Annotated in this window: 24 protein-coding genes; 15 read left to right on the forward strand and 9 right to left on the reverse strand. The window is 62.7% G+C overall.

What is annotated here, in order from left to right; translation table 11 throughout:
- Positions 1-30: 30 nt before the first annotated feature.
- The 3 genes from BTM36_RS26185 to BTM36_RS26195 are packed head-to-tail and all read left to right on the forward strand — an operon-like array spanning position 31 to position 2,166.
- Entirely contained in the window at positions 31-690 is a 660-nt protein-coding gene (locus tag BTM36_RS26185) for an HAD-IIIA family hydrolase (protein WP_006463543.1), read from the forward strand.
- Positions 691-700: 10 nt separating this feature from the next.
- Complete coding sequence (locus BTM36_RS26190; protein ID WP_077238532.1) at positions 701-1,075, forward strand: Rieske 2Fe-2S domain-containing protein; 375 nt, start codon at positions 701-703, stop codon at positions 1,073-1,075.
- A gap of 47 nt (positions 1,076-1,122) precedes the next feature.
- On the forward strand, positions 1,123-2,166 hold the full coding sequence (locus BTM36_RS26195) for a S49 family peptidase (protein ID WP_077238533.1): 1,044 nt from the start codon (positions 1,123-1,125) through the stop codon (positions 2,164-2,166).
- Positions 2,167-2,256: 90 nt separating this feature from the next.
- Here BTM36_RS26195 and BTM36_RS26200 read toward each other — a convergent pair whose 3' ends face one another.
- Positions 2,257-3,021, reverse strand: a complete 765-nt coding sequence (locus BTM36_RS26200; RefSeq protein WP_077238534.1) for an SAM-dependent methyltransferase — start codon at positions 3,019-3,021, stop codon at positions 2,257-2,259.
- Between the two features lie 189 nt (positions 3,022-3,210).
- Here BTM36_RS26200 and BTM36_RS26205 point away from each other — a divergent pair, with 189 nt between their 5' ends.
- On the forward strand, positions 3,211-4,668 hold the full coding sequence (locus BTM36_RS26205) for a Ppx/GppA phosphatase family protein (RefSeq protein ID WP_077238535.1): 1,458 nt from the start codon (positions 3,211-3,213) through the stop codon (positions 4,666-4,668).
- A 340-nt stretch (positions 4,669-5,008) separates the two neighbouring features.
- Positions 5,009-6,043 (forward strand): extracellular solute-binding protein, encoded by a 1,035-nt coding sequence (locus BTM36_RS26210; RefSeq protein WP_077238536.1) that lies wholly within the window; start codon positions 5,009-5,011, stop codon positions 6,041-6,043.
- Positions 6,044-6,102: 59 nt separating this feature from the next.
- Here BTM36_RS26210 and BTM36_RS26215 read toward each other — a convergent pair whose 3' ends face one another.
- Complete coding sequence (locus BTM36_RS26215) at positions 6,103-7,245, reverse strand: GNAT family N-acetyltransferase (protein ID WP_174616926.1); 1,143 nt, start codon at positions 7,243-7,245, stop codon at positions 6,103-6,105.
- 125 nt (positions 7,246-7,370) lie between these two features.
- On the opposite strand from BTM36_RS26215, the gene BTM36_RS26220 reads away from it, so the two are divergent.
- From BTM36_RS26220 to BTM36_RS26235, 4 genes are all read left to right on the forward strand, one after another.
- On the forward strand, positions 7,371-9,428 hold the full coding sequence (locus BTM36_RS26220; protein WP_077238538.1) for an NAD(+) synthase: 2,058 nt from the start codon (positions 7,371-7,373) through the stop codon (positions 9,426-9,428).
- A gap of 179 nt (positions 9,429-9,607) precedes the next feature.
- The gene (locus BTM36_RS26225; RefSeq protein WP_006463535.1) at positions 9,608-9,946 is read left to right on the forward strand and encodes a P-II family nitrogen regulator; all 339 of its coding nucleotides are present in this window, start codon (positions 9,608-9,610) and stop codon (positions 9,944-9,946) included.
- A 267-nt stretch (positions 9,947-10,213) separates the two neighbouring features.
- The gene (gene adh / locus BTM36_RS26230) at positions 10,214-11,734 is read left to right on the forward strand and encodes an aldehyde dehydrogenase (protein WP_077238539.1); all 1,521 of its coding nucleotides are present in this window, start codon (positions 10,214-10,216) and stop codon (positions 11,732-11,734) included.
- A 115-nt stretch (positions 11,735-11,849) separates the two neighbouring features.
- Positions 11,850-12,230, forward strand: coding sequence for a DUF779 domain-containing protein (locus BTM36_RS26235; RefSeq protein WP_006463533.1), 381 nt, complete (start codon positions 11,850-11,852; stop codon positions 12,228-12,230).
- Here BTM36_RS26235 and BTM36_RS26240 read toward each other — a convergent pair.
- The gene (locus BTM36_RS26240; protein ID WP_077238540.1) at positions 12,211-14,244 is read right to left on the reverse strand and encodes a sigma-54-dependent Fis family transcriptional regulator; all 2,034 of its coding nucleotides are present in this window, start codon (positions 14,242-14,244) and stop codon (positions 12,211-12,213) included. The two genes, BTM36_RS26235 and BTM36_RS26240, sit on opposite strands and share 20 nt — an antisense overlap.
- A 208-nt stretch (positions 14,245-14,452) precedes the next feature.
- On the opposite strand from BTM36_RS26240, the gene BTM36_RS26245 reads away from it, so the two are divergent.
- Both BTM36_RS26245 and BTM36_RS26250 read left to right on the forward strand, forming a co-directional pair.
- The gene (locus BTM36_RS26245) at positions 14,453-15,760 is read left to right on the forward strand and encodes a PA0069 family radical SAM protein (RefSeq protein ID WP_077238541.1); all 1,308 of its coding nucleotides are present in this window, start codon (positions 14,453-14,455) and stop codon (positions 15,758-15,760) included.
- A gap of 65 nt (positions 15,761-15,825) precedes the next feature.
- On the forward strand, positions 15,826-17,136 hold the full coding sequence (locus tag BTM36_RS26250; protein ID WP_077238542.1) for a leucine-rich repeat-containing protein kinase family protein: 1,311 nt from the start codon (positions 15,826-15,828) through the stop codon (positions 17,134-17,136).
- Here the strand turns inward: BTM36_RS26250 and BTM36_RS26255 are convergent.
- The 3 genes from BTM36_RS26255 to trxB form a co-directional block, all read right to left on the reverse strand.
- The gene (locus BTM36_RS26255; RefSeq protein ID WP_039875406.1) at positions 17,133-17,786 is read right to left on the reverse strand and encodes a Smr/MutS family protein; all 654 of its coding nucleotides are present in this window, start codon (positions 17,784-17,786) and stop codon (positions 17,133-17,135) included. The genes BTM36_RS26250 and BTM36_RS26255 overlap by 4 nt on opposite strands.
- Positions 17,787-17,871: 85 nt before the next feature.
- Positions 17,872-18,186, reverse strand: coding sequence for an I78 family peptidase inhibitor (locus tag BTM36_RS26260; RefSeq protein ID WP_077238543.1), 315 nt, complete (start codon positions 18,184-18,186; stop codon positions 17,872-17,874).
- Between the two features lie 145 nt (positions 18,187-18,331).
- Complete coding sequence (gene trxB, locus BTM36_RS26265) at positions 18,332-19,285, reverse strand: thioredoxin-disulfide reductase (RefSeq protein WP_006463527.1); 954 nt, start codon at positions 19,283-19,285, stop codon at positions 18,332-18,334.
- A gap of 477 nt (positions 19,286-19,762) precedes the next feature.
- Between trxB and BTM36_RS26270 the strand changes: the two genes are divergently transcribed.
- Both BTM36_RS26270 and lolA read left to right on the forward strand, forming a co-directional pair.
- A complete protein-coding gene (locus BTM36_RS26270; RefSeq protein WP_039875405.1) occupies positions 19,763-22,102 on the forward strand; it encodes a DNA translocase FtsK in 2,340 nt (779 codons plus the stop codon).
- A gap of 110 nt (positions 22,103-22,212) precedes the next feature.
- The gene (lolA, locus tag BTM36_RS26275; RefSeq protein WP_077238544.1) at positions 22,213-22,932 is read left to right on the forward strand and encodes an outer membrane lipoprotein chaperone LolA; all 720 of its coding nucleotides are present in this window, start codon (positions 22,213-22,215) and stop codon (positions 22,930-22,932) included.
- A gap of 73 nt (positions 22,933-23,005) precedes the next feature.
- Here lolA and BTM36_RS26280 read toward each other — a convergent pair whose 3' ends face one another.
- The gene (locus BTM36_RS26280; protein WP_254427103.1) at positions 23,006-23,317 is read right to left on the reverse strand and encodes a ferredoxin family protein; all 312 of its coding nucleotides are present in this window, start codon (positions 23,315-23,317) and stop codon (positions 23,006-23,008) included.
- Between BTM36_RS26280 and BTM36_RS29315 the strand changes: the two genes are divergently transcribed.
- Positions 23,265-23,387: a hypothetical protein gene (locus tag BTM36_RS29315; protein ID WP_256385257.1), complete on the forward strand. Its 123-nt coding sequence runs from the start codon at positions 23,265-23,267 to the stop codon at positions 23,385-23,387. The genes BTM36_RS26280 and BTM36_RS29315 overlap by 53 nt on opposite strands.
- A 205-nt stretch (positions 23,388-23,592) precedes the next feature.
- Positions 23,593-24,897: a replication-associated recombination protein A gene (locus tag BTM36_RS26285; RefSeq protein WP_077238546.1), complete on the forward strand. Its 1,305-nt coding sequence runs from the start codon at positions 23,593-23,595 to the stop codon at positions 24,895-24,897.
- Between the two features lie 115 nt (positions 24,898-25,012).
- Here BTM36_RS26285 and BTM36_RS26290 read toward each other — a convergent pair whose 3' ends face one another.
- Positions 25,013-25,342: an H-NS family nucleoid-associated regulatory protein gene (locus BTM36_RS26290; RefSeq protein WP_077238547.1), complete on the reverse strand. Its 330-nt coding sequence runs from the start codon at positions 25,340-25,342 to the stop codon at positions 25,013-25,015.
- A gap of 84 nt (positions 25,343-25,426) precedes the next feature.
- Positions 25,427-26,116 carry a hypothetical protein gene (locus BTM36_RS26295; RefSeq protein WP_077238548.1) on the reverse strand — a complete coding sequence of 230 codons (690 nt, stop codon included), beginning with the start codon at positions 26,114-26,116 and terminating at the stop codon, positions 25,427-25,429.
- Positions 26,117-26,242: the final 126 nt, after the last annotated feature.

Consider the following 26,242-nt stretch of genomic DNA (forward strand, 5'->3'; position numbering starts at 1 on the left):
GCGGACATGCCCGCAGAAAGAGCATCAGACATGGCAAGAAAGCAATTCGACCTGATCGTCTTCGACTGGGATGGCACCCTGATGGACAGCACGTCCACCATCGTGCGCTGCATCCAGGCCGCAGCGCGTGACCTGGGCCTGCCGATTCCTGACAAGAGCGCAGCCTCCTATGTCATCGGCCTGGGCCTGCAGGACGCGATGCAGGCCGCCATTCCCGATGTCGACCCCAAGTACTATCCGCGCATCGTGGAGCGTTACCGCCACCATTACCTGGGCCAGGACAAGGACCTCACGCTCTTCGAGGGCGTGCCCGAAATGCTGACCGACCTGTCGCAGCAGGGCTATTTCCTGGCAGTGGCCACCGGCAAGAGCCGGGTCGGGCTGAACCGGGCCATGAACACCACCGGCCTGCTGTCCATGTTCGACGCCACCCGCTGCGCCGACGAGACCTTCTCCAAGCCGCATCCGGCCATGTTGCAGGAGCTGACCCGCGAGCTGGGCCAGGACATGCACCGCACGCTGATGATCGGCGACACCACCCACGACCTGCAGATGGCCATCAATGCCGGGGCCGCGGGCGTGGCGGTGGAGTTCGGCGCGCATCCGCCACAGCAGTTGCAGACGCTCTCGCCGCTGTATTCGGCGCGCTCCATCCGTGAGCTGCACCAGTGGCTCAACGAGCAGGCCTGAGGACGGTCCCGTGAACGCTTCCGGCGACATCCTCATCTGCGCCTCCGGCGATCTGGCCGAAGGCGGCCTGGGCAAGCGCTTCCCGGTGCAGGTGCATGGCGACGAGACCACCGGTTTCGTGGTGCGCTATGGCGGAGTGGTCTATGGCTACCTGAACCGCTGCGCCCATGTCCCCATCGAACTGGACTGGGCCGAGGGCGAGTTCTTCGAATCCAGCGGTCTGTATCTCATGTGTGCAACACATGGCGCCGTTTACGCGCCCGATACCGGAAAATGCGAGGGCGGTCCTTGTACCGGCGCCCACTTGCGTAAGATCATGGCGGTGGAACGCGACGGCCAGGTCTACTGGCGTCCGGACGACATCGTCAAGCCCGTCGAGGCATGAGCTTCGGGGAAACCGGCGCAGGCTGCTGCGCTGCTTAGAGTGAGCCTATGAGCAACAACGAATCTGAAAACCAGCAAGACAAGTCGCCAGTCCCGCCACAAACGCCGCCATCGCCACCATCGCCCTCCATCCCCGCCAGCGTGCGCGAGGACAAGAAGAGCGGCTGGGAGCGCGACGTACTGGAAAAACTGGCCCTGTTCGCCGTCAAGGAACAGCGCGCCCGGCGCCGCTGGGGCATCTTCTTCCGCATCGCCATCCTGGTGGTGATCGTGCTGGGGGCCTGGATGGCCTTCACCTATAACAAGACCGAGAGCGAGCCGCTGGGCACTCATACCGCCTTGGTCGAGATCAAGGGCGCCATCGATTCCGAAGGGCAGGGCTCGGCAGGGGTGGTGATCCCGGCGCTGGACAAGGCCTTTGCCGCCTCCGACTCGGTCGGCGTGATCCTCAAGATCAACAGCCCCGGCGGCAGCCCGGTACAGGCCGGCATGATCAACGACGAGATCACCCGCCTGCGCAAGGCCTATCCCAAGAAGCCGATCTACGTGGTGGTGGAGGAAGTGTGCGCCTCCGGCGGCTATTACATCGCCGCGGCGGCCGACAAGATCTACGTCAACAAGGCCAGCCTGATCGGCTCGGTGGGCGTGCTCATGGACGGCTTCGGCTTCACCGGCCTGATGGACAAGCTGGGCGTGGAACGCCGCCTGCTGACCGCGGGCGAGAACAAGAGCTTCCTCGATCCCTTCAGCCCGCAAAGCCCGAAGCAGCGTGAATACGCCCAATCGATGCTGCAGGAAATCCACCAGCAGTTCATCGAGGTGGTGCGCCAGGGTCGTGGCGCGCGCCTGAAGGAAACGCCGGATACCTTCTCCGGGCTGGTATGGACCGGTTCCAAGGCGATCGAGCTGGGTCTGGCCGATGGCTATGGCACGGTCGATAGCGTGGCCCGTGACGTGCTCAAGGCCGAGGATGTGGTGGATTACACCCAGACCGAAAACCTCTCCGAACGGGTGCTCAAGAAATTCGGCGTGGCCTTCGGTGCGGGCTTTGCCAAGACGCTGATGTCGACGCCGCTTTCCACCCTGCGCTGACGCCTGGGGACGGAGCATGCAAAAAGGCCGGTTGTGTATCACAACCGGCCTTAGTCATTGGGGCGCCGCGTCTCTCGCGTTGGGGCGACGCTATTCGGCCAGCAGCAGGAAGACGGTCGGTTTCTTGTGGAAGTCCGGTGCCTTGCCGGCAGCCAGGGCGGCCTTCCACTGCGCGGCCGTCTGCGTGCGTACCGACTCGCTGGACAGCGACAGGTCGGTGGCCACGCAGATCAGCGTGCCGGGCTGGCAGGATTGCACCAGCGCCTCCAGCATGGCGGTGTTGCGATAGGGCGTTTCGATCAGCAGTTGGGTCTGCTTTTCCTTGCGGGCGCGATCTTCCAGCTGGCGGATGCGCTTGGCGCGCGCCTCGGCATCGGTAGGCAGGTAGCCGTTGAAGGCGAAGCTCTGGCCATTGAGACCACTGGCCATGACCGCCAGCAGCAGGGAAGAGGGGCCCACCAGCGGGCGCACCTGGATGCCATGCTGATGCGCCAGCCGGACCAGGTTGGCGCCGGGGTCGGCCACCGCCGGCACGCCCGCTTCCGAGATCAGGCCACCATCACGGCCTTCCAGCAGGGGAGCCAGCAGCGAGGGCAGGGCGGCCGGCGGTGTGTTGACGTTGAGCTCGGCGATCTGGATTTCCTGGATGGGCTTGGCCAGGGCTTGGCTGCTGCCCAGGAGTTTCAGGAAGGCGCGCGTGGTCTTGGCGTTCTCGGCGACGAAATAGTCCAGGCGTGCTGCGATGGCCTGCACCTGGCGCGGGATGATGCTCTCCAGCGGATGCGTCACGCTGGCGTCGGCGGGAGGCTCGGTGGGGCCCAGTGTGTTGGGAACCAGGTAAAGAATGCCGGGCATGGAAGGGAAATGGGATAAATTGTATAAAATAATATGTGCGACGCAGCATGGCAGCGCCGAGCCGCCATTCTACAGGGTGCCGGCTGTCATCAAAGTGTAATGCGCGCCGATTATCTTGTCGGGATGGAGACAAGGTGAGGTTTAAATTATTTAGCAATTGGCTTCTAGTGCGATTGCGAAAGGACATGCATGTTTGCTGCGGTAGATCTCGGTTCCAACAGTTTTCGCTTGCATATCGGCAAGTACGAGGACGACGGCATACGCGTCATCAAAAGCGCGCGCGACCCCATCCGCCTGGCGGCGGGCATCGACAAGAGCGGCAACCTGACCCAGCAGGCCTGTCAGAGCGCCATCGATTCGCTCACCCGCTTTCGCGCCATCCTGCGTGACTATCCGCTGACCGCAGTGCGGGTGGTGGCCACCAATACCTTGCGCGTTGCCAAGAACGCAGCCGACCTGCTGCCGGAACTGGAGCGGGCCATCGGTTATCCGGTGGAGATCATTTCCGGTGAGGAAGAGGGCCGCCTCATCTACATGGGCGTGGCCGGCGTGCTGGCCGATGCCGGTGAAGAACGCATGGTCATCGACATCGGCGGCGGTTCCACCGAGGTCATCCGTGGCCTGGGCGAGCATATCCGTCACGTCGAATCCTTCGGCATCGGCACCGTCAATCAAAGCCTGGCCTTCTTCCCCGATGGTGCCATCACCACGGCGGCCTTCGAACGCGCCATCATCTCGGCCCGCTCGCATGTCGAAGATGCAGTACACCTGTTCAGCTTCGACCCGGCCGAGGTGAATGTCTATGGCTCTTCCGGCACCATGCGCGCCATTGCTGACACCATCCGTCGCAACGGCATGGGCGATGGCCGCGTGAGCCTGCCCAGCCTGGCCGACCTGATGCAGCGGCTGATCGATTTCGGCCATGTCAGCCAGATCGCGCTGGACGGCATGAAACCCGACCGTGCCGGTGTGATCATGGGCGGCCTGGCGGTGCTGATCGGCTTCATGCAGGAATTCCGCATCGAGGTCATCACCCCGGTGGAAGCCGGCCTGCGCATGGGCGTGATGTGGGACCTGCAACTGCGCGCCACCAAGGCCGACCGCCGCGATCGTTCGGTCGAAGAGTTTGCCCGCCGCTTCCACGTCGATGCCGCTCGCGCCCATGGCGTGGCCGATACTGCGCAGGGCTTCTTCGATCTTTTGAAGCCGGCCACCGATTCCTACGCCCGCTATCTCTACTGGAGCGCCTTGCTGCATGAGACCGGGCTGGTGGTGTCGCCCACCGGTTACCACAAGCATTCGGCCTACATGATCGCCAATGCCGACCTGCCGGGTTTTACCACCCGTGAGCAGCGCTTGATGAGTACGCTGATCCTCGGCCAGAAGGGCAACCTGAAGAAGATCAGCGAGATGCTGGCCGACGTCGATTTCGCCAAGGCGGTGCTGGCGCTGCGGCTGGCGGTGATGTTCCGTCATGCGCACATCACGCTGGACCTGGACAAGGTAAGGGTCAAGCTCAAGAGCCGCATCGACCTGGAGATCCGTCGCGACTACATCAAGGAGCATCCCAGCATTTCCTTCTGGTTCCAGAAGGAGCAGGAGTGGTGGGCCGGCATCGGCGTCGATTTCGCCGTCAAGGTGATCTGAGCGCGTTTCCTCCGTCTTCGCAGCTTTCGCTGCTTTCACAGCACGTCAAAACGCCCTTGCCACAGCGGTCGGCAAGGGCGTTTCTACGTTCACTGCATGGCTTTCCGATATGCCTTTTAGAAGATGATAATGCTTCTTATTTGTGATATATTCGCCTGCGCTTTACCTACCGCGTGTGTACACGTACACGCACAAGCATACCCATAACGAGGCAGCCATCAGGCCGCCCGCTGCGACAGCCAAGTCCATCCTGGAGCCCGCTCCCCGGACCGCCTTCCGCGCCAAAAGAAAACGCCGTTTTGCCACGGCGGTCGTTCACTCTTTTTGAAAAGGATGGTCCATGTTCTCCCGTCAATTCGCCGTCGGCGCCGTACTGGCTGCCATTGCCGCCTCCAGCTTCGCGCAGGAAAAAGTCCTGAACCTGTACTCGGCACGCCACTACCAGACCGACGAAGCGCTCTACGCCGACTTCACCAAGGCCACCGGCATCAAGATCAACCGCGTCGATGGCGATGACGCCGGCATCCTGGCACGCCTCAAGAGCGAGGGTGCTTCCAGTCCCGCCGACGTGATCCTGCTGGTGGATGCGGCGCGCCTGTGGAAGGCCCAGAGCGATGGCCTGTTCCAGCCGGTCAAGTCCAGGCTGCTGGACGAACGCATCCCCGCCAACCTGCACAGCAAGGAGGGCAGCGACGGCACCCAGTGGTTCGGTTTCTCCACCCGCGCTCGCGTGATCGTCTACAACAAGACCAGTGTCAAGCCGGAAGACGTGGACACCTACGAAGCCCTGGGCGACCCGAAGAACAAGGGCAAGCTGTGCACCCGCAGCGGCTCGCACCCCTACAACGTCTCGCTGTTCGGCGCGCTGCTGGAGCATGATGGCGCGGCCAAGACCGAAGCCATCTTGAAGGGCATGGTCGCCAATCAGGCGCGCCAGCCGGTGGGTGGCGATACCGACCAGATCAAGGCCGTGGGTTCGGGCGAATGTGGCGTGGCCATTTCCAACTCCTACTATGTGGCCCGCCTGCTGCGTTCCACCAAGCCGGAAGACGTGGCCCTGATGGAAAAGGTCGGCATCGTCTGGCCCAACCAGAAGAGCTATGGCGCGCACGTCAACATCGCCGGTGGTGGCGTGGCCAAGCATGCCCCGCACAAGGCCGAAGCCGTGCAGTTCCTGGAATACCTGGCCAGCGATGCGGCCCAGCGCTACTTCGCTGAAGGCAATAACGAATGGCCGGCCGTCAAGAGCGTGAAGACCGAGAACCCGGCGCTGGTCAAGATGGGTCCGTTCAAGGCTGAAGTGATCAACATCGGCGCCGTCGGTGCCAACCAGCAGAAGGTGTTGCAGATGCTGGATCGCGTCGGTTACAAGTAATCCGGATGGCAGGAGGCCGGCCCGCAGCATTGCTGCGGGCCGGTTTTTTTTACGCCGCCTCAGCGGGGCGGATCGCGGAAGGGATTGCGCTCGTTGAGCTCGTTGATATAACCATCGATGCCGCCGACTTCGCGGGCCAGGAAGTGCTCCACGGCATCGTAGAACCCCGGATGCGCCAGCCAGTGTGCCGACCAGGTCTTCTGCGGCAGGAAGCCGCGCGCCATCTTGTGCTCGCCCTGGGCGCCGCCTTCGAACCAGCGGATCTTTTCGGCGATGCAGAATTCCAGCGGCTGGTAGTAGGCGGTCTCGAAGTGCAGGCAGGGGACGTGTTCCAGCGCGCCCCAGTAGCGACCGTAGAGGGTGTCGCCGTCATGCACGGTGAGCGAGGAGGCGATGGGCTGGCCATCACGCAGGGCCAGGGTCAGCAGCAGGTGCTGTGGCATGGTGGCGCCGATGCGGTGGAAGAAATCCAGGTTCAGGTAGGGCGTCGAATAATGCGCCGCATAGGTGTGGCGATAGCAGCGGTTGAAGAATCGCCAGTGGGCCTCGGTGATCTCGCTGCCCCGCAGCCAGGTGAATCGCACGCCCTGTTCGGCCACCTTGCGGCGTTCGGCCAGGATGTTCTTGCGCTTCTTGCGATCCAGGGTGTCGACGAACTCGGCAAAGCTGCCATAGCCTTCGTTGTGCCAGTGGAACTGCACGCCGCTGCGCAGCAGGAAACCGGCATCGGCCAGCTGTTCCGCCTGCTCCGGGGGCGGGTAGAGGATGTGGGTGGACGAGTGTTCGTCCTCCTGCTGCAACGCCTGCAAGGCGGCCAGCAGGCCGGCGCGGGCCGTCTCATCGACTGCCATCAGCCGCGCCCCGCGCACCGGCGTGAAGGGGATGGCGGCTAGCAGCTTGGGATAGTATTCGACGCCGTGGCGCTGGTAGGCCTCGGCCCAGGCCCAGTCGAAGACATATTCACCATAGGAGTGGAACTTGCGATACAGGGGCAAGGCCGCCACCAGGGCTTCGTCCTGCCACAGCGTCAGGTAATGCGGCTCCCAGCCGGTGTCGGCACTGGCCGCGCCGCTCTCGTGCAGCGCATGCAGGAAAGCGTAGCTGAGGAAGGGGTTGCCTTCGGCCTGGGTGGCCACCAGTGCGTCCCAGCGGCCGGGGCCGATCTCGGCCAGAGAAGAAACGATTCGCGTGCGATAATCCATGGACTGCGAGTGACCTGCATAAGAAGGCGCGGCCCACGGCCCCGCTCGAACAGGCATTCTACGCAAAACCGACAGAACGCGTCGCCATCGCGGCGACCCGCACAGAGCAAGAAAGTCCGCACGATATGACTAGCCCATTCTTCAATCTCTATAGCCACGGTTTCGCCCGCGTCGCCGTGGCGGTGCCGGACTGCAAGGTGGCCGATCCGGTCTACAATGCCCAGCGCACCATCGCCCTGGCCGAGCAGGCCGCCGCCGGTGGCGCGGTGCTGGTGGCCTTCCCCGAACTGGGGCTGTCGGCCTATAGCTGCGAAGACCTGTTCCAGCAGCGTGCCTTGCTGGACGCCGCGCAGGATGCCCTGCAGCGCGTGCTGGAAGCCTCCTTGCGCATCCCGGCTGCCCTGGTGGTGGGCATGCCGCTGAAGGTCGAACACCAGCTCTATAACTGCGCCGTGGTGGTCAGCGCCGGCCGCATCATGGGTGTGGTCCCCAAGAGCTACCTGCCCAACTACAGCGAATTCTACGAAGCGCGCCAGTTCAGCAGCGCCGATTGCGCCGTCACCCGCCGCACCCGTCTGCTGGGCCAGGATGTGGATTTCGGCAGTCACTTACTGTTCGAGATCAGCAATATCCCCGACCTGCGCTTCCATGTCGAAATCTGCGAAGACGTCTGGGTGCCGATCCCGCCGTCCTCCTTTGCGGCCCTGGCCGGCGCCACCGTGCTGGTGAACCTGTCGGCGTCCAATATCGTGGTCGGCAAGTCCGGTTACCGTCACCAGCTGGTGTCGCAGCAATCGGCGCGCTGCCTGGCGGCCTACCTGTATTCCTCGGCCGGCGATGGTGAATCGACCACCGACCTGGCCTGGGACGGCCAGGCGCTGATCTGCGAGAACGGCGAATTGTTGGCCGAGTCCGAGCGCTTCACCCAGGGTGGCCACGTCATCTATGCCGATGTGGACCTGGAGCGTCTCTCGCGCGAGCGTTTCCACCAGACCACCTTCGGCCAGTCGGTGCGCCGCCATGCGGACGAAGTGCGCCGCTTCGAGGTGGTGTCGTTCGATGTCCAGCTGCCGCAGGACCGCCCGCTGCCGCTGCAACGCCGCGTGGCGCGTTTCCCCTATGTGCCGGCCAACGCGGAGCAGCGCGAACTGCGCTGCCGCGAGGTCTACAACATCCAGGTCATGGCGCTGGTGCAGCGCCTGTCTTCGTCGGGCCTGAAGAAGGTGGTCATCGGCGTTTCCGGCGGCCTGGATTCCACCCATGCCCTGCTGGTCTGCGCCAAGGCAATGGACAAGCTGGGCCTGCCGCGCACCAACATCCTGGCCTATACCATGCCCGGTTTCGCCACCAGCAGTCGTACCCTGGTGCAGGCGCATCAGTTGATGACGCAGGTCGGTTGCTCGGCGCAGGAAATCGATATCCGCCCCAGCTGCGAACAGATGTTGAAGGATCTCGGCCATCCCTATTCGCGAGGCGAGCCGGTCTACGACATCACCTTCGAGAACGTGCAGGCCGGCGAGCGTACCAATCACCTGTTCCGCCTGGCCAACCACCATGGCGCCATCGTCATCGGCACCGGCGACCTGTCGGAACTGGCGCTGGGCTGGTGCACCTACGGCGTGGGCGACCACATGTCGCACTACAACGTCAACGCCAGCGTACCCAAGACCCTCATCACCCATCTGGTGCGCTGGGTGGCCGAGTCCGGCTCGCTGGAACTGAAGCAGCCGGAAGTGCTGATCCACATCCTGGAAACCGAGATCAGCCCGGAACTGGTGCCGGGCGCCTCCGATGGCGAACCCGGTCAGCGCACTCAGGACTTCATCGGTCCCTACGAATTGCAGGACTTCAACCTCTACTACATCCTGCGCTACGGCTTCACGCCGGCCAAGGTGGCCTTCCTGGCGCACAGCGCCTGGCATGACCGCGATGCCGGTCATTGGCCGGACGGCCTGCATGGCGCCCACAACCAGTACAGCTTGCCGCAGATCAAGAAAAACCTGGGCATCTTCGTCTATCGCTTCTTCAAGACCAGCCAGTTCAAGCGTTCCTGCGTACCCAATGCGCCCAAGGTCGGCACTGGCGGCTCGCTCTCGCCCCGCGGCGACTGGCGCGCCCCCAGTGATGGCGAGGCCACCGTGTGGCTGCAGGATCTGGAGCGGATTCCGGATCTGGAGGGCTGAAACCGGCTTTTTGAGGGCTCGCTTGCGCAGGGTGGTTGAAAGCTGCGCGAGCCTGATTGACAATGTACAAGTGGGCAGGGGGCCACGTCCCTGTCCCTAAAAGAACAACATCGCAGCACCCGCTATTCAACAGATCGCAACCGATCGTTTCTTTACGACATACCAAGAGAGGAATTGCCATGAAACAAGTGACCGCCATCATCAAACCGTTCAAGCTGGACGAGGTGCGTGAATCCCTCGCCGAAGTCGGCGTCACGGGCCTGACGGTCACCGAAGTGAAGGGCTTCGGTCGTCAGAAGGGGCATACCGAGCTGTATCGCGGCGCCGAATACGTGGTCGATTTCCTGCCCAAGGTCAAGATCGAGGTGGTGGTCGATGACAAGGTGGTGGAGCAGGCGGTGGATGCCATCATCAAGGCTGCCCGCACCGGCAAGATCGGCGATGGCAAGATCTTCGTGCAGGAAGTGGAGCAGGTGATCCGTATCCGTACCGGTGAAACCGGTCCCGATGCCGTCTGAGCAGGTTCCGCTCTCCCCGAAACCGGCCGCTGGCCGGTTTTTTTACGTCCATTGCAGCCAGAAAGCTGTTGCAGTCTGTTGCGCCGTGGCGTGACGGATTGCGCCAGTCTGACACAGCGTGACAGCGCCACACCGGTGGCACAGGCCGGTGGGCCGCCTGGGACGGGCCTCTGGCGGCTGGCATGCGATTTGCCCCTCAGGAGGTCGAACGCCCGCCGCGGCCATCGATGCGTGCGGGATTTCAACCATCACCATAACGGAGACGACATGAACCTGGCAGACATCAGCAAACTCGGCGTACGTGACCCTTTCAAGCAACGTTACGACAACTTCATCGGCGGCAAATTCGTCCCGCCGGTGAAGGGGGAATACTTCGAGAACATCAGCCCGGTGATCGGACGCGCCTTCTGTGAGGTGGCCCGTTCCAGCGCCGAGGACGTGGAGCTGGCGCTGGACGCCGCCCATGCCGCCAAGAAGAGCTGGGGCAAGACCTCACCCACCGATCGCGCCAACCTGCTGTTGAAGATCGCCGACCGCATGGAAGCCAACCTGGAGCTGCTGGCCACCGCCGAGACCCTGGACAACGGCAAGCCCATCCGCGAAACCATGGCCGCGGACATCCCGCTGGCGATCGACCATTTCCGCTACTTCGCCGCCGCCGTGCGCACCCAGGAAGGCAGCATCGGCACCATCGACAACGACACCTATGCCTATCACTTCCATGAGCCGCTAGGCGTGGTGGGCCAGATCATTCCCTGGAACTTCCCCATCCTGATGGCGGTGTGGAAGCTGGCCCCGGCGCTGGCTGCGGGCAATTGCGTGGTGTTGAAGCCGGCCGAACAGACGCCGGCCTCCATCATGGTGCTGATCGAACTGATCGCCGACCTGATCCCGCCGGGCGTGGTCAACATCGTGCAGGGCTTCGGCGTGGAAGCCGGCAAGCCGCTGGCCTCCAACAAGCGCATCGCCAAGATCGCCTTCACCGGCGAGACCACCACCGGTCGCCTGATCATGCAATACGCCTCGCAGAACCTGATCCCGGTGACCCTGGAGCTGGGCGGCAAGTCGCCCAATATCTTCTTCGCCGACGTGCTGGACAAGGATGACGACTTCTTCGACAAGGCCCTGGAAGGCTTCGCCATGTTCGCGCTGAACCAGGGTGAGGTCTGCACCTGCCCCTCGCGCGTGCTGGTGCAGGAATCGATCTACGAGCGCTTCATCGAGCGCGCCTTGAAGCGCGTGGCTGCCATCAAGCAGGGCAACCCGCTGGACAAGAGCACCATGATCGGCGCGCAAGCCTCGCAGGAGCAGCTGGAAAAGATCCTCTCCTACATCGACATCGGCAAGCAGGAAGGCGCCAAGGTGCTGGCCGGTGGCGGCCGTGAAGAACTGGGCGGCGACCTGGCCTCGGGTTACTACGTCAAGCCGACCGTCTTCCAGGGCAACAACAAGATGCGTATCTTCCAGGAAGAAATCTTCGGCCCCGTGGTCTCGGTGACCACCTTCAAGGACGAGGAAGAGGCCCTGGCCATCGCCAACGATACCCTGTACGGCCTGGGCGCCGGCCTGTGGACCCGCGATGGTACGCGTGCCTTCCGCATGGGGCGCGAGATCCAGGCCGGGCGCGTGTGGACCAACTGCTATCACCTGTATCCGGCGCATGCGGCCTTCGGTGGCTACAAGCAATCCGGCATCGGTCGTGAAAACCACAAGATGATGCTGGACCACTACCAGCAGACCAAGAACCTGCTGGTCAGCTACAGCCCCAAGGCGCTGGGCTTCTTCTGATCGGGTTTCTATCCTTCGTTTGTCTCCTTGGCTCCTTGCAGCAAGGCAGCTTGGGCGCCGGTCCGTTCTCCCACGGCCGGCGCCTTTTTTATGTGGACTTTCCAGGAGCATGCCGATGAGCGCCTTACCCCGGGTTACCGCCACCGACGCCACGGTGGCACTGCTGCGCCAGTTGAAGACACGCCATGGCGCTTTGATCTTCTTCCAGTCCGGCGGCTGCTGTGATGGCAGCGCGCCAATGTGCTACCCCGAAGGAGACTTCACCTTGGGCGACACCGATGTGTACCTGGGGGAGATCGACGGCGTGCCGTTCTACATCGGCGCCGACCAGTTCGAGTACTGGAAGCACACGCAGCTGATCATTGACGTGGTCAATGGCAACGGTGGCATGTTCTCGCTGGAGAATGGCAGCGGCAAGCGCTTCCTGACGCGCTCGCGGCTGTTTTCCGATGAAGAATATGACGCTTTGGAACCGCTCAGTGCCCGCGTGACTTGAAGCGCCGGTACAGCGTATTGCGCGACACCCCGAGCGCCTTGGCGGCGGCGCTGACATTGCCGTCATGCGTGCGCAGTGCGCGTTCGATGGCGGCCCATTCCGTGTCCTGCATGGAAAGTGGCGGAGAGGGTGGTTCGTCGTCAACGCTGGCCAGCGGGGAGCTGGCCGCCGCGTCTTCCAGGAAGTCGTCCGGCAGGTGCTGCAGGCTGATGGCCGCTTCGCCCTCGGCCATGGCCAGCGCGGTGCGGACCAGGTTGGACAATTGCCGCAGGTTGCCCGGCCAGCGGCTGGCATGCAGCAGCGCCAGGGCCTGGGCATCGAAGCGCGGCGCCTGCGGGCCGCCTTCTTCCTGCAGGATGCGCTCGATCAGGCAATCCAGATCGCTGCGTTCGCGCAGGGCCGGCAGCCTGACCTGCAAGCCATTGATGCGGTAGTACAGGTCTTCGCGGAAGGCATGGCGCGCTGCCATCTCGCGCAGCGGCTGGTTGGTGGCGCACACCAGTGCGAACTCCACGGGGATCACACGCTGGCTGCCCAGCGGCGTGACGGCGCGCTCCTGCAGCACCCGCAACAAACGACCCTGCAGTGACAATGGCATGTCGCCGATTTCATCGAGGAACAGTGTGCCGCCCTGGGCTTGCGCGATCTTGCCGATGGCACCCTTGCGGCGCGCGCCGGTGAAGGCGCCGTCTTCATAGCCGAACAGTTCGGCTTCGATCAGGTTTTCCGGAATGGCCGAGCAGTTGACCGCCACGAAGGGCGCCGCCATCCCCTGGCTTTGCGCCCTACGCGAACAGGCGCTGGCGCGGTGGATGGCCTGCGCCAGCCACTCCTTGCCGGTGCCGGTCTCGCCGGTGATCAAGACCGGGATGGCGCGGTCGATCACCCGGCGCAGCTTGCCGATGATGTCGCTCATGCGGGCGTCGCCGGTCTCCAGCGCCTGCAGATCGGGCAGGTCAGCGGGTCCGCGCACGGCCGGTGGGTGGCAGACCGGCGCCAACGCGGGTGCAGACGCTGCTGCCGCTGCTGCCGCCGTTCCGAGTTCTGGCGCCTCGATGACTGCTTCACGGGCGTTCTGGAAATGCTGGTCGCGCAGCCGTAATTCGGCGCGACCGTGGATGCGGATGCCATTGTGCAGGCACAGCTCCAGCAGGCCGGGCGCGGCCTTGCGGTGCTGCTCGAACAACAGCGACAACGGCACCCCGAACAGCGAGGTGAATGTATGCGACTGCAGTGCCGCCAGCGTCAGGCCCAGCTGGAACTGGGCACTGCGGTTGGCCGCCAGGAAACGTCCGCCCGGCGTGAAGCTGACGATGCCCTCTACCAGCGTGCCCACGAATTCGGCGCGGCTGTGGAAGTGCAGGGTGATGCAATCGGGAAAACTGCCCGCCAGCAGGTGGTTTTCTATCATCTGCGCCGACATGCGCACCAGGGCCATGGTGTGCTTGTGGAAGCTGCCGCATTCGCCCGACACGTCGAGCACTCCCAGCACCTTGCCGCGATGGTCGAAGATGGGGGCCGCCGAGCAGGTCAGGAAGCGGTTGGCATCCAGGTAGTGCTGCTGGGCGTGGACCGTGGTCGGTTTCTGTTCGAACAGGGCCGTACCGATGGCATTGGTGCCGCGCAACTGCTCCGACCAGCGTCCGCCGGGACCGAGCGCCACGCGGTCGGCCTTGGCCAGGAAATCGCGGTCGCCCAGGGTATGGATGATGGTGCCTTCGGCGTCCGACAGGATCACCATGCTGTGGGTATTGCGAATCTGGTCGTAGAGGGTTTCCATCACTGGCCGGGCATGGCCGGACAGTGACTGGCTGGCCTCCAGCGTCTGCGCCAGGTCGGCACGCGAGAGCTGTTCCAGATCGGGCCGCTGGCCGCGGGTGATGCCGTAGGAAGAACTGCGCTGGTGCGAGCGCGCAATGGCCTGCAGGTCCGGCTCGCCGTCGGCCGTGGCCTGCACCAGGGGCGCTGCGCCCAGCAATGCACCGGCGCCTGGCCGGTTTGCCTGGTATTGCATCCTTGTCTCCTTGGACCTTTGCGGTCCTTATGCCCTGTCGTCGTGGCCGCCCGGTGTTCTATTTCTTATCTTTCGGGAAGCCTGGGGTGAACAAGCATACCTGATTAATCCGGCAGCCGGCTAAATTGAAACAGGGTTTGCAGGCGGCTGGAAGTGTGGGCAAAATACTGTTTATATATACAGTATTGTTCAGCTAAATCAGCTAGCTATGGCTTCCTTCCCCAAATTCCCGCAGGGCATCGCCCGGCCGTTCCCTGACCAGCAGGCGCCATCGTCCTTGGCCGACGATGATGCGACCATCACACCGGCTACCTTCATCCATCGCCAACAGGTGGCGCAAAAGGGGCGGGGTGCGGTCACCAACCTGCGCGGGCGCTACGAATCGGTGAACCGCGAGGAGTTCGATGACGGCTGGCAGCTTCTGCAATTTGCCGGTGATGGTCCATCGACCGGTGAACCGGCCGCTGGCGCGGAACAGACCGATACCATCGATGCTGGCGAACAGGACGAGGAACCGCCGCGCCTGAAGACCATCGTCACCGAAGAGACGGCCAAGTCCATCATCAGCCGCAATGCCTCGCCCGACTTGCCGTTCTCGCTGTCCCTGAATCCTTACCGCGGCTGCGAGCACGGCTGCATCTACTGTTTTGCCCGACCCTCGCACAGCTACCTGGGCCTCTCGCCGGGCCTGGATTTCGAAAGCCGGCTGGTGGCCAAGACCAATGCCCCGGAGCTATTGCTGCGCGAGCTGGCCCGGCCGTCCTATCAGCCTGACACCATCACGGTGGGCATCAATACCGACGCCTACCAGCCCATCGAGCGCGAGCGCCAGTTGACCCGCCGCATCCTGCAGATCCTGCACGATTGCGAAAACCCGGTGGCCCTGATCACCAAGTCGTCCCTGATCGAGCGTGACATCGACCTGCTGGCAGCGATGGCAGCCAAGCGCCAGGCCATTGCCGCCGTCACCATCACCACGCTGGACCCGGTCATCGCCCGCACCCTGGAACCCAGGGCGGCCAGTCCGGCGCGGCGCCTGCGGGTGATCCGTACGCTCGCCGAGGCAGGTATTCCAGTGAGCGTATCGATTGCGCCGGTGATTCCCTTCGTCACCGAGCCGGACCTGGAGCGGGTCATGGAAGCGGCCGTGGAAGCCGGTGCCAGCCAGGCCGGCTATATCGTGCTGCGCCTGCCATGGGAAGTCAGCCCCTTGTTCAGGCAGTGGCTGCAGGCGCACTTCCCGGACCGGGCGGCACGGGTGATGAACCGCATCCAGGACATGCGGGGTGGCAAGGATTACGACGCCGATTTCGCCACCCGCATGCGCGGCACCGGTGTCTGGGCCGAGCTCCTGCAGCAGCGCTTCGACAAGGCCAGTCGCCGGCTGGGCATCGACCATCGCAACCGCGCCTTCGCCACGCTGGATGCCAGCCGTTTCCGGCGGCCGTTGCTGGTGCCGACGGCCCGGGGCGGGCAGGGCAAGCGGGGCAAGGATGATCAGCTTGATCTGTTCTGAACTGAAGTCTTGCGGAGGGGCTTGGCTGGTACACTGCGCGCTTTGATCGAATCAGGCTTTTTTGCATGCATACCCTGGAACAATTGCGTAGTGGCGAGTTGGCTGGCGTGACGCGGCTTTCACTGTCTTGCGGCCTGCGTGAATTCCCACCGGAGATTTTCACCCTGGCCGATACGCTGGAAATCCTCGATCTGAGCGGCAACCAGCTCAGCACCTTGCCGGACGACCTGCCACGCCTGACGCGGCTGCGCATCGTCTTCTGTTCCGACAATCTGTTCACCGAATTGCCCGCTGTCCTCGGCCGTTGCCCGGCGCTGGAGATGATCGGTTTCAAGGCCAACCAGATCGCAACGGTGCCGGCCGACTCCCTGCCGCCCTCGTTGCGCTGGCTGGTATTGACCGACAATCGCATCGAGGCACTGCCGGCCAGCATCGGCCGTTGCCGGCCCTTGCAAAAGCTGATGCTGGCCGGTAACCGCCTGCGCGCCTTGCCGCCGGAACTGGCGGCCTGCCGCAATCTGGAACTGCTGCGCCTGGCCGCCAATGCGCTGGAAGAATTCCCGCACTGGCTGTTGACCTTGCCGCGACTGAGCTGGCTGGCCATGGCCGGCAACCCCTGGTGCGCGCCGGTGGAAGAACGGGCCGATGGCCTGGCGCAGGTGGCGGACATCGCCTGGGACGATCTGCAGCTGCAGGACAAGCTGGGCGAGGGCGCCTCCGGGGTGATCCATGCCGCCCGCTGGCATGTCGATGGTGCGCCACAGCCGGTGGCGGTCAAACTCTTCAAGGGCGCTGTCACCAGCGATGGCCTGCCGGAACGCGAAATGGCCGCCTGCATCATGGCAGGCCGCCATCGCGGGCTGATCCCGGTGCTGGGCCGCCTGCAGGGACATCCGCAGGGCATGGCCGGGCTGGTGATGCCGCTGATCGATCCGGACTATGCCAACCTGGCCGGGCCGCCCAGCCTGCAGTCCTGCACCCGCGACGTGTATCCCGAAGCGATGACGCTGCCGTGGTCGCAGGCGCTGGCGATTGCGCGCGATATCGCTTCGGCGGCAGCGCACCTGCATGCCCAGGGCATCGTCCATGGCGACCTGTATGCCCACAATATCCTGCATCGTTCCGGTGCGGCGCTGCTGGGCGACTTCGGTGCGGCCTGGTTCTACGACACCGCCAAGCCCCATGCCTGGGGCGTGCAGGCCATGGAGGTGCGGGCTTACGGTTGTCTGCTGGAAGAGTTGCTGGCACACAGCCAGCCGGCCGAGGAAAAGGGACGGGCGGTGCTGGCCGGATTGCGGCAGGCCTGCCTGTCGGCGGATGCAGCGTCGCGCCCGCATTTCGAGGCCATCGTGGCCATACTCGACGAACTTGCCTAGCTGCGCTCGCTGGACTTGAGCAGCACCACCAGCGCACCGGCCCCGCCATCGGCCGCGCGGGCCTGGCAGAAGGCCATCACTTCATCTTTTTGCGCGAGCCAGTTGCGTACCTTGTGCTTGAGCACGGGCTCCTTGTTGACCGAGCCCAGTCCCTTGCCGTGGATGATGCGCACGCAGCGCAGGCCGCGCCGGCGTGACTGGCGCAGGAATTCGCCCAGTGCTTCACGCGCCTGGTCGCGGCGATAGCCGTGCAGGTCGAGCTGGGCCTGGATCACCCAGTTACCGCGCCGCAGCTTGCCGAGCACATCGGCACCCACGCCAGGGCGGGCGAAACTGAGGTTCTCGTCGCTGTCCATCAGGGTTTCGATGGTGAATTCGTCGGAGAGCGACTCCAGCAGCGCCGCCTGTTCATCGGCGATGTGCTGGCGTGGAATGGGCAAGGGGGGATCGGGCAGGTGAAGGGTCTTGTCGACCACTCGCTGATGCAACGGCGCCACCTGGCCGATGCTGTGGCGGAACAGATTGGCCTCCTCGCGGGCGGCCGCTTCCTGACGCTGGCGCTCGGCCAAGGCCAGCGCGCGCGCTTTTTCCTGTTCCTGCAGATCGCGGCGCAATCCCTTGAGCGCCGAGAAGTCCTTCATTGTCGCCATGACAGCACCCAACCCTGTAGCCTACGTTTCCCTGAGCTGGCAACTTTAGCAGAAGTGCAGTCCCTCGACAGCGCGATCGTAGGCCTCAGCCGCAGGCGACCTTGATGATGACCTTGCCGGGATCGATGTAGAGGTTGAGGCGGCGCGGATTGAATTCCATCGTGACCGCGTCGTCAGGCTTGAGCACGCGCACCTCGGCAGCGCCCGATTCGGCCTGGGCCTGGCGTTCCAGGTAGCCGCTCAGGTTCTCGCCGATCAGGTGATCGGCACGGGAGGCATCGCACTGGCCGGGGCCGGCAGCGGCGTCGGCGCTTTCGCGCGAGGCACTGCAGGCAGCCAGTACGGCGCCCAGGGTCAGCGAGGCAAACACGGTAGTGACGGCAGCAGAGGAGCGTGGCACGGTGCTTTCCTTGTTGAAATGAGGGGAAGGGCGCTTTTGTTGTCTTTAGAATAAGCTTAATGTAAACAAAAAACGCCGGGACGAATACTCGTCACCGGCGTTTTGATGCCTTGTTGCGCTACGAGTTCTCGCAGCGCAGCATTTTTTATTCCAGCCCTTCCAGGTAGCGCTGGGCATCCAGTGCCGCCATGCAACCCGTCCCCGCGCTGGTGATGGCCTGGCGGTAGATGTGGTCCTGCACGTCACCGGCGGCGAACACGCCTTCGATGCTGGTTGCCGTGGCGAAACCCTCGGTCCCGGTGCGGGTCTTGAGGTAGCCGTTCTGCATGTCGAGCTGGCCGTCGAAGATGCCGGTATTGGGCTTGTGGCCGATGGCGATGAACAGGCCGTGGACCGGGATCTCGGTGATGGCACCGTCCTGGGTGGACTTGATCTTGATACCGGTCACGCCGCTGTCGTCGCCGACCACTTCGTCCAGGGTGGAATGCCACTGGATGGCGATCTTGCCCTCGGTGACCTTGTGCAGCAGGCGATCGATCAGGATGGGCTCGGCGCGGAACTTGTCGCGGCGGTGGATGATGGTGACCTTGCTGGCGATGTTGGAGAGGTACAGCGCCTCTTCCACGGCCGTATTGCCGCCGCCGACCACGGCCACTTCACGGCCACGGTAGAAGAAGCCGTCGCAGGTGGCGCAGGCCGACACGCCACGACCCATGAAGGCTTGTTCCGAGGGCAGGCCGAGGTACTGGGCCGAGGCGCCGGTGGCGATGATCAGGGCGTCGGCGGTGTATTCACCGTTGTCGCCGATCAGGCGGAAAGGGCGTTCGGACAGCTTGGTGGTATGGATGTGATCGAAAATGATCTCGGTATTGAAGCGTTCGGCGTGCTGCAGCAGGCGCTGCATCAGTTCCGGACCTTGCACGCCCAGCGGATCACCTGGCCAGTTCTCGACATCGGTGGTGGTCATCAACTGGCCGCCCTGTTCCACGCCGGTGATCAGCACCGGGTTCAGGTTGGCGCGCGCGGCATAGACGGCGGCGCTGTAACCGGCGGGGCCGGAGCCGAGAATCAGGACCTTGGCATGTTTGGGCGTGCTCATAAGCTACTCATCAAATGTTGTGGGATCGCCTCTGCAACTTGAGGCGACTCCCGGGATTTCAATTCCCGACCGTCGCTGACAACGGGGCGGGCAGGGCAAGCGGATCAGCTGGCGGGTACCGAAGTTTGCGGATTGCCGCGCTGCAAAACGGGTAAGATTATAGTCCAAGCCCTCATCCAGGCTCATGGAATTACGCTATCCCGACGATAGGTCGAAGGTGGGTCGGATGCAGGCGGGCGCCGCATCAGCGTCCACCCAGCCTGTCTCTCTCCTTCACGGGCAGGGCAACAGAAGTGCAGTATCGGGATCAGGAAAGAATGCTGGAAAGCACCCGAGCGAGCAATTGAGCATCAGGAAAGCAGAACGATAGCGGCAAAAGCCGGTCAGTGAGCCGTTGGCGGTGCTGCCTGGCGCAAATCCGCGAAGCGCCAATTCAATGCCGTTACAATGACGGCTGGTTTTTTTTGCACGGAAGTTATGTCGAAGACGAGTCAAGCCCACATCCGCAATACCAAGGCGCCGGCGCCTCCCATGCCCAGTCGCCTGGTGCGGTTGCTATCGGAGGCACGCTGGCTGGCGCTGGCGGCCTTGCTGCTCTACCTGGTACTGATCCTGCTGACCTATTCCAAGACCGACCCCGGCTGGTCGGTGGCCAGTTCGGTGCCGCGCGTGGGTAACTGGGGCGGCCGGGTGGGCGCCTGGATGGCCGACCTGATGCTCTACATCTTTGGCCTGTCGGCCTGGTGGTGGTGCGTGCTGGTGGCGCGTTCGGTGTGGACCGGCTATCGCCGCCTGTCCAACCGTTTCCTGGTGGAGCAGCCGGTCGAGCCGGAGCACCAGCAGGAACCGCTGATCCGCGCCGTCGGCTTCGTCTTCATGCTCACCGGCAGCATGGGTATCGAATTCACCCGCATGCACCGTTTTACTCCCAAGCTGCCGCATTCCTCCGGCGGCGTGCTGGGCGAGATGATCGGTGCCGGCATGCAGCCGACCTTCGGCTTTACCGGTTCGACGTTGCTGCTGTTGTTGCTGTTCGGGCTGGGGTTCTCGCTGCTGTTCCAGGTGTCCTGGCTGGCAGCGGTGGAGCGCATCGGCGGCCTGATCGAGGACGGCCTGTTCTGGGTGCGCGATTTCTTCGCCGCCCGCGCCGACCGTCGCGCCGGCCAGGAAGCCGCCGTCAAGCGCGAGGAAACCGTGGTCCAGGAGCGCGCCAAGATCGTCGAGGCACCGCCGATCCGCATCGAACCGCAGATCGTGGAAGTGCAGAAGTCGGACCGCGTGCAGAAGGAAAAACAGACCAGCCTGTTCGACGACCTCAACAGCGAACTGCCGCCGCTGTCGCTGCTGGATGAAGCGCCGCCATCGCAGCAGACGGTGTCGGTGGAGACCCTGGAATTCACCAGCCGGCTGATCGAGAAGAAGCTTTCCGACTTCGGCGTCGAGGTCAAGGTGGTGGCCGCCTATCCCGGCCCGGTGATCACCCGCTACGAGATCGAACCGGCCACCGGCGTCAAGGGCAGCCAGATCGTCAACCTGGCGCGCGACCTGGCGCGCTCGCTGTCGCTGACCTCGATCCGCGTGGTGGAAGTCATCCAGGGCAAGAATTACATGGGCCTGGAGTTGCCCAACCCCAAGCGCCAGATCGTGCGCCTGACCGAAATCCTCGGCTCCAAGGTCTACAACGACAGCCATTCCAGCCTCACCGTGGCGCTGGGCAAGGACATCGCCGGCAACCCGGTGGTGGCCGACCTGGCCAAGATGCCCCACCTGCTGGTGGCCGGTACCACCGGTTCGGGCAAGTCGGTCGGCATCAACGCCACCATCCTGTCGCTGCTGTACAAGTCCTCGCCACGCCAGGTGCGCCTGATCCTGATCGACCCCAAGATGCTGGAATTGTCGATCTACGAAGGTATCCCGCACCTCTTGGCGCCGGTGGTGACCGACATGCGCCAGGCCGGCCACGCCCTGAACTGGGCGGTGGAAGAGATGGAGCGCCGCTACAAGAAGATGTCCAAGCTGGGCGTGCGCAACCTGGCCGGCTACAACCAGAAGATTGCGGATGCCGACAAGCGCGGCGAGAAGATCCCCAACCCCTTCAGCCTCACTCCGGATGCACCGGAACCGCTGGAGCAGCTGGAAACCATCGTCATCATCATCGACGAACTGGCCGACCTGATGATGGTGGTGGGCAAGAAGGTGGAAGAACTGATCGCCCGCATCGCCCAGAAGGCGCGCGCGGCCGGCATCCACCTGATCCTGGCGACCCAGCGGCCCTCGGTGGACGTGATCACCGGCCTGATCAAGGCCAACGTACCGACCCGCATCGCCTTCCAGGTGTCGTCCAAGATCGATTCCCGCACCATCCTCGACCAGATGGGTGCCGAGACCCTGCTGGGCATGGGCGACATGCTCTACAACCCGCCTGGCACCGGCCTGCCGGTGCGGGTACACGGCGCCTTTGTCTCTGATGATGAAGTGCACCGGGTGGTGGAACACCTGAAATCCCAGGGGGAACCGAATTACATCGAGGGCATCCTAGAGGGAGGCGTGCTGGAAGACGCCGACGGCGGTGGCAGTGGTGCCGCAGCCGGCGCCGGTGGCGGCGAAGGCGACGAGATGTACGACCAGGCCGTGGCCGTGGTCCTCAAGCATCGCCGGGCCTCGATCTCGCTGGTGCAGCGTCATCTGCGCATCGGTTACAACCGCGCTGCGCGCCTGCTGGAACAGATGGAGCAGAGCGGACTGGTATCCACCATGCAATCCAATGGCAACCGTGAAATCCTGGTGCCGGCGGGTGCCGCGGATGCAGCCGAATAGGAAGCCCGCATCGGCATCCTCGCGGACGTCTTCCACCACGCCCTGAAGGCCGGCCACTTTCGCGCCGGCCGCCACCTCCGGGTGGATCAATCAAGAAGGAATCGAACAACATGGACAATTCCAGAACCGCTTTGCGCTCGCGTACCGCACAAGCCCGCACCCTCAACCTCAAGCTGCGCCGCATGGTCATGGCTGCCGGCCTGTCGGCACTGGCCGTGGCCGGTGCCATCGCCATCACCGCGCTCACGCCGGGCCGTGCTTCGGCCGCCGCGCTGGACCAGTTCAAGCAATTCGTCAGCAGCACGCAATCGGCCAAGGGCAGCTTCACCCAGCGCATGGTGCGCAACGAGAACGGCACATCCAAGGTAGTCAATACCTCCAGTGGCAGCTTCGTGTTTTCGCGCCCGGGCAAGTTCATCTGGACCTACCAGAAACCCTATGAGCAGGTGATCCAGGCCGATGGAGAAAAACTCTTCATCTACGACAAGGACCTGAACCAGGTCACCACCAAGAAGCTGGGCAATGCGCTGGGTTCTTCCCCGGCCGCGATCCTGTTCGGCAGCAACGACCTGGAAAAGAACTTCACCTTGAAGGAAGCCGGCAACAAGGATGGCCTGGAATGGCTGCAAGCCACCCCCAAGAGCCGTGATACCACCTTCGACAACATCGGTATCGGCCTGAAGAATGGCACGCCGGTGGCGATGGAATTGCATGATTCCTTCGGCCAGGTGTCGGTGCTGACTTTCGACAGCTTCGAGAAGAACCCTTCGCTGAAGGGCAACAGCTTCAATTTCGTGGTCCCCAAGGGCGCGGACGTGTTCGACAACTGATCCCGCCGCGCTCCAAAGCAACAGCCCCGCAAGCGCGAGCCTGCGGGGCTGTTTGGTTTTTGAAGAGGGAGGATCAGGCCGGCGGCATCTGCAGCAGCGGGAGCTTGTCGGTCCGGTCCTTCCATTGCGCATGTTCCGGCAGGGGCGCCTTGGCCTGGGTGATGGGCTTCCAGCCGGCTTGTCTGGCCAGCTTGGCGTTGAGGTCCTCGAAGTGCGCCAGCGCCGCCGGCAGGTCAGTGGCGTTGTAGATGGCCCCGACCGGGCATTCCGGTACGCACATGGAACAATCGATGCAGCCGTCCGGATCGATGACCAGGAAATTTGGCCCCTCCATGAAACAGTCCATGGGGCAGACGCTGACGCAATCGGTGTACTTGCACTGGATACAGGAATCGGTGACGACGAAGGGCATGGCAATTCGGGGTGGGCAGTCAAAAGGGCAGGCGGCATTGTAACGCTTGCGCCCGATGCCTGCTGCCCTCTGCCCGCCATCTGCCCTCATCGTCCCGCTGCTGCGTTAGACTACGGCCTTTGGCGAATGCGCCTTGCAATCCGGCGCCGCGCCCGCATCCTGAAAGAACATGAAACCGATTTTCGAGACCGCCCCGATGCGCTCGCCATCGCCGGACCACGTAACCAGTCTGGCCGGGGAGCACCCGCATGGCTGACCTGTTTGTACAAGAACCCGCCGCGCCGCTGGCCGAAGCCCTGCGTCCCAAGACGCTGGACGAGGTCATCGGCCAATCGCACCTGCTGGGCGAAGGCAAGCCCTTGCGCCTGGCGTTTCAGTCGGGCAAGCCGCATTCCATGATCTTCTGGGGGCCGCCGGGGGTGGGCAAGACCACGCTGGCGCGCCTGACGGCAACGGCCTTCCAGTGCGAATTCATCGCCTTGTCGGCGGTGTTCTCGGGGGTGAAGGATATTCGCGCGGCGATGGAGCAGGCCGAGCAGAACCTGGCCATGGGCAAGCACACCATCCTGTTCGTGGATGAAATCCATCGCTTCAACAAGTCGCAGCAGGATGCGCTGCTACCCTACGCCGAGAGCGGCCTGGTGACCTTCATCGGCGCCACCACCGAGAATCCCTCCTTCGAGGTCAACTCGGCGCTGCTGTCGCGGGCGCAGGTGTATGTGCTCAAGTCCCTGAGCGACGACGAACTGCGGCTCCTGCTCAAGCGCGCCCAGGAAAAGGCGCTGGGTGAACTGCACTTCGACGAGCAGGCCACCGACACCATCATCGGTTACGCCGACGGCGATGCACGTCGCTTCCTGAACCTGCTGGAGCAGACCGAAACCGCTGCCCGCACCACCGGTACGGTGCTGGTGACGGCCGATTTCCTGCAGAATGCGCTGACCCTGAACAGCCGCCGTTTCGACAAGGGCGGTGACAATTTCTATGACCAGATTTCAGCCCTGCACAAGTCGGTACGCGGTTCCCACCCGGACGCGGCGCTCTACTGGCTGACCCGCATGCTGGACGGCGGCGCCGATCCGCGCTACCTGTCACGCCGCATCGTGCGCATGGCCTGGGAGGACATCGGCCTGGCCGACCCCCGTGCTATGCAGATCGCCAACGACGCCGCGCTGACCTTCGAACGTCTGGGTAGTCCCGAGGGCGAACTGGCGCTGGGCCAGGCGGTGATCTACCTGGCCGTGGCAGCCAAGAGCAATGCCGGCTACAACGCCTACAATGCCGCCCGCGCCTTCGTGAAGCAGGACAAGAGCCGCGAGGTGCCGGTGCACCTGCGCAATGCGCCGACCAAGCTGATGAAGGAATTGGGGTATGGGCATGAATACCGTTATGCCCATGACGAACCCAATGCCTATGCTGCCGGGGAGACCTATCTGCCGGATGGCATCGATGAGCCGGGCTGGTATCAGCCGGTGCCTAGAGGGTTGGAAATAAAGATTGGCGAGAAGTTGAGTCTGCTGAAGAAGTGGGATGAAGAAGCGGGCGAGAAATAATTTAAATAAAAAACTTGCAGGGGGTAAGAAGTTGGGGAAAGAAGCCCGAGCAAGAGAGAGGAATTATGCGTTTTCTCTGAACTCGGGTGTTCGTTTCTCAAAATGAGGATATTTTTTAGCGCCGGGAATTCGCCTTCACGCGGTATTTCTCGATATCGCCGCCAGCATCCATGATTTCCTTGACCCATCCAGGCTTGCGGCCACGGGCGGCGCCTGACCAAGTGAGATCGCCATTTCGGTACATCACCACGGCCGTTTTTGCGCCACCTTTCCTTACCGTTCTCTTGCTGGCAGCCGCGAATCCAAGCTGTTCCGCCGTCAGGCCATATTCAGAGATTTGCTGCTTGATAGCAGCGATAACGCTTTCCAGCTCTTTAGCCTTCAGCTTTTCGGCCTGGTCTTGCAGCTTCTTGATTTGCGCTTGTAAAGCAGCATAGCTTGTCATTTTTTCCTCTAATGAAGGAGTGGATCGGGTTGGAATTCACTGCTCATCATTGATAGCCCTTTTTTTAGCTGAAGTGCTTAACTTCTAAAATAAATATTTGGCTTTCAATCTATCAATGAGTGACGGCGGCATCGCAATGATGTGGTCCTCCTGCTCCTCATCGTCTTGATAGGTGATGCGGTCATCTCCAATGACCAGCGGCTCATGTCCGGGTTTTCCATCCCATACGATGACATAATGCCTTTTTACCAGTAGCTCTCCCTGATCATTTTTAATCGTCAATTCAGCCAGGTCCGGCGAGTCATCAGAAAGAATGCCTCCGTGACTTGTCCCGCTTCCACAAATCTTGATCGAGTACTTCTGATTCTGGAATTCCTTGATGCCGCCATTTAATTCATTGGTGTAATCATATCTGCCGCAATCGAATTTTCTGCTGTTTGCAGCAAGGTAGTTGGTGATCAAAAGGGCGGAAAAAAGAAAACATACCACCCAGAAAATGATGGCCGGTATCATTTTTGGGAATTCTTTCCTTAGGTCATTTCCCTTTGTATTGAAGCTATAGGATTTATATCCAAAGAAAATCAGAATCATCAATATGATTCCAAGGGCGGTGTATTCTTTTAAATAAAAAAGTAGGAATAATAATTTCCCAAATAATTGGAATTCCCCAATCTGAGCAAGTGCCAATAATCCTGTAATCGCAATAACAATAAAACTCAGGATGATGGCAAGGTTCTTTATTGACCAGATAAAGTATTTTCGTATGGACGGCATATCGTTCCAAGACGGAGAGTGATAGGTTTGTTGAGCGCGTAAAGCTCGGGTGACCTGCTCCCCAATTTAGTACGAGAACGACTTGGAGTCTGCGGTTAAAAAAGTCTCTGCAAACTGTTGCGGCGT

It is taken from the genome of Herbaspirillum sp. VT-16-41 (assembly GCF_001994935.1).
GTDB classification, from domain to species: domain Bacteria; phylum Pseudomonadota; class Gammaproteobacteria; order Burkholderiales; family Burkholderiaceae_D; genus Herbaspirillum; species Herbaspirillum frisingense.